At 59.1% G+C, this 2970-nt stretch carries 5 protein-coding genes; all 5 read left to right on the forward strand.

The window, feature by feature from the left end; translation table 11 throughout:
• A partial coding sequence (locus tag JN414_RS16185) for a phage tail tube protein (RefSeq protein WP_237390141.1) occupies positions 1-983 on the forward strand: 983 nt, incomplete at its 5' end.
• A 101-nt stretch (positions 984-1084) separates the two neighbouring features.
• Positions 1085-1498 carry a hypothetical protein gene (locus JN414_RS16190; protein ID WP_202208845.1) on the forward strand — a complete coding sequence of 138 codons (414 nt, stop codon included), beginning with the start codon at positions 1085-1087 and terminating at the stop codon, positions 1496-1498.
• Positions 1499-1575: 77 nt separating this feature from the next.
• Positions 1576-1848 (forward strand): hypothetical protein, encoded by a 273-nt coding sequence (locus JN414_RS16195; protein WP_202208846.1) that lies wholly within the window; start codon positions 1576-1578, stop codon positions 1846-1848.
• Positions 1845-2582: a hypothetical protein gene (locus JN414_RS16200; RefSeq protein WP_202208847.1), complete on the forward strand. Its 738-nt coding sequence runs from the start codon at positions 1845-1847 to the stop codon at positions 2580-2582. The genes JN414_RS16195 and JN414_RS16200 overlap by 4 nt, the downstream gene beginning before the upstream one ends.
• Positions 2583-2584: 2 nt before the next feature.
• Positions 2585-2970, forward strand: a 386-nt coding sequence (locus JN414_RS16205; protein ID WP_202208848.1) for a hypothetical protein, incomplete at its 3' end; no start/stop codon positions are given.

Genomic DNA, 2970 nt, shown 5'->3' on the forward strand with positions numbered 1-2970 from the left:
GGAACGTTCTGCCTGAACGCCTTTCCTGCGGAGATAAATCCATGAGTTTTTCCGGAGCGACCTCCGGCTATCAGGCAGGGGCGCAGTCGAATGACGTGCGACTGTCCTATAGCCTGGAGGCAAATTATGGGCAGGCCTCGACCGGGACCTATCAGCTGACCCGCTTCACGGGTGAGAATTTCCGCCCGCAGCGGACCCGGCAGCGTCCTGAAGAGATCAACGCGCAGGCTGAGGCTTCCCAGGCTGTCACGACGCAGATCTCAGTCAGTGGGACGCTCTCGGGAGCGCTCTCCAGTGGCACCTATGACGATCTGTTCGCAGGTGTCTTGTGTTCGGACTGGGTGAATGGGGTCATTACCAACGGCACAGTCGTGAAGACGTGGACGATCCGGGAAAAAATGGCGTCTGCCTGGTTCCTGCGAACGGGATCTTTCACCTCGCGGGCGCAGATCACGCTCCAGCAGGGATCGTTTGCGCAGGTGGCGTTTGATTTCGCCTGCTCGAATGAGAGCAAGTCGGACGTCGATGCCGCGGGTGTCGAAATTGCCGCACCGACGGGGCTGGTTTTTGACACGGTGAACGGCTTCCAGAGCCTGACGATTGACGGAGCGGTACCAGACGGATGCATTCGTCAGGTCCAGATCACGCTGGATCGTGATGGGGCGGGGCAGGATTACGGCATGGGTCATGCAGACGCCTGCGGCATGCGTCCTGGCAGTCTTCTGGCGAGCGGGCAGATCCAGCTGTTCTTCAAGAGCTTTGCGCAATACGACCGTTTCCAGCAGGAGAAGGGGGGCCCGATTGCCATCACGGCAGTCGATGCCTCCGGACGCGGCTATACGTTCACCTTCCTGAACGCGACTCTGCAGAACCCCCAGATCAATGCGGGATCCAAGAACAGCACCATCGTCGCCACCTTCGATATCGAGGGTAATCCGCAGACAGGCGGTGGCACCTTTACGATCACAAAAGTCGGCGGCTGATCTCGCTGCCAACTGACTGACACCCGCCGCCCTCCGAGGCGGTTTTTTTTTATGTCCGAGTGGCTGGAAAACAGCCCTCAGTTCTGACTGGAAAAATTAACATGGCAAAACTGTCCGACCTCAAGATTGATTCCGCTGCCGTCAACGATGGTGTCTGGGTTCCCATCGAGCAGTATCCGGGCCTGAAGATCCGCACCCGTGGTTACACGGATCAGTTTCTCGATGCGCAGACCCGTCGAGTGGCCCAGGCTGCTGAAAAGTATCGCAACGATCCGTCACGCATCCCGAATGCCGTACGTCGTCAGCTGAATGCTGACCTGCTGACAGAGTTTCTGCTGCTGGACGTCGATGGACTGTTTGCTGACGATGCCGAGACGCAGAAGGTCACGATTGACGAATTCCGCGCTCTTCTGGCGCAGCCCGATTATGCCCGTCTGGCACGGGCCTGCTGGGAAGCGGCAAGCCTCGTTGCCACAGGGGCAGTTCAGCAGGCTGAGGATGCCGAGGGAAACTGACAGCCGCGCTCGGCTGGGCCCTCGAATGGGGCGAATATCCCGAATTCTGGGATGAACTGACGGGCGATGCAGCCCGCGTGGATCCTGCTCCGGAGTGGCTCTGGATCTGGCGGGCCTGGAGGCGGTTGTCAGCCGAGCGCGGCCAAAGCACTGAAGGGTTCATGGTTCCCATGGGCGGAGGCCTTATCCAGTCCCGCCCAGGAAGCATCCCCTGGACGGCCGTTCGGGCCTGGGCGGACCATCACGGTCTGAGCCTGGAAGAGATGGCGCTCCTGGACCGCTGTCTGGTGGCGATGGACAGAGTGTATGCCAGCCACTGGGCTGAAAAGCAGAAAGCGAGCCTGAAATGAGACGGTCTTCTGCGCAGAAGTGGTCTGATGTGGTGGTCAAGCAGATTGATCTGCACGTTAGTCAGTTCATGACGGGTCCAGAGCTTCATGCCGTGGTTGCGGATCAATGCCGGGAAGCCCGGGATGACCTGATTGCCAGTGGATCTGCCAGTCCGGTCTTCCAAACGCGGGTGGATGGAGATCCTGATCGCCCGGAAGAGCAGGCCCGCCTCGATGGCGGTGTGGTGACGTATGTTTTCAGTAGCGTTGCCCAGGCAACCAACTGGGCATTAACGGAATGCCGCAAACGCTCTCCCGTGCGCAGCGGCGATTTTCGCAAAAGCTGGGCAGTGCTGGTCGACGGTGTCTTATGGAGTGACGCGCCAGCAAAGATCCCAGCCGGTTCTGCGGTCTGGATCGTCAACACCATGCCTTATGCCCGCAAGATTGAAGTCGGCGGCATGAAGGTCCGAACCGATCCCCAGATTATCGAAGGTGTCCGTCAGGCGACATTGCGTCGTTTTCAGACGGTTCAAGCCGAACGCGCTTTCAAGCCGCTGACAGGCGGACGGGATGCCCGTGGCGGGCCAGTTCCTTACGTCCTGAAGAACGCAGGTGTGGCCTCAGGGCTAAGCTGGAAGAAGAAGACCGGCTGGAGCCGGAAACACCGCGCTTACACGTCCCGTCGCTCAGACAGGCAGGCAGGACAGACAATGCTTTATCCAACCCTTATCCTGACAGAACGGATGACATAACGATGGCAACCCTGACGCAGATCAACAAGCTGATTAACGATATCAGTGTCAGGGATTCCACGGCTGAAGGTACTGAAAGTGCAGGCCGGAACCTGGACATGCTTCAGGACAAGACGGAGTCCGTTTCTGAATCTCTGTCAGGCATGGGAACGACAGCGCAGCAGGCTGTTAAAGCGATTTCACAAACGGCAGATGATGCCGCGCAGTCTATGGAAGGGACGGCGAGCCGGGGCATCGCTAGCCTCTCCAGCCTGCGTCGGGAACTAACCAGCCTGCGACAGCAGGAAAAAGCCCTGCAGGAAGAGCTGGATCGTTCTGCATCTTCCGGTGCTGACACGTCCGAAACGACACAGCGCCTGGCTGCAGTGCAGAAGGAAATCTCCCAGAC

Origin of the sequence: Gluconobacter sp. Gdi (assembly GCF_014132155.1) — a bacterium.
GTDB lineage: Bacteria > Pseudomonadota > Alphaproteobacteria > Acetobacterales > Acetobacteraceae > Gluconobacter.

What these genes read in the sequence shown, in the direction of transcription:
- JN414_RS16190 (WP_202208845.1), top strand. Translation starts at nt 1,085, where the DNA reads ATGGCAAAACTGTCCGACCTCAAGATTGATTCCGCTGCCGTCAACGAT.
- JN414_RS16200 (WP_202208847.1), top strand. Translation starts at nt 1,845, where the DNA reads ATGAGACGGTCTTCTGCGCAGAAGTGGTCTGATGTGGTGGTCAAGCAG.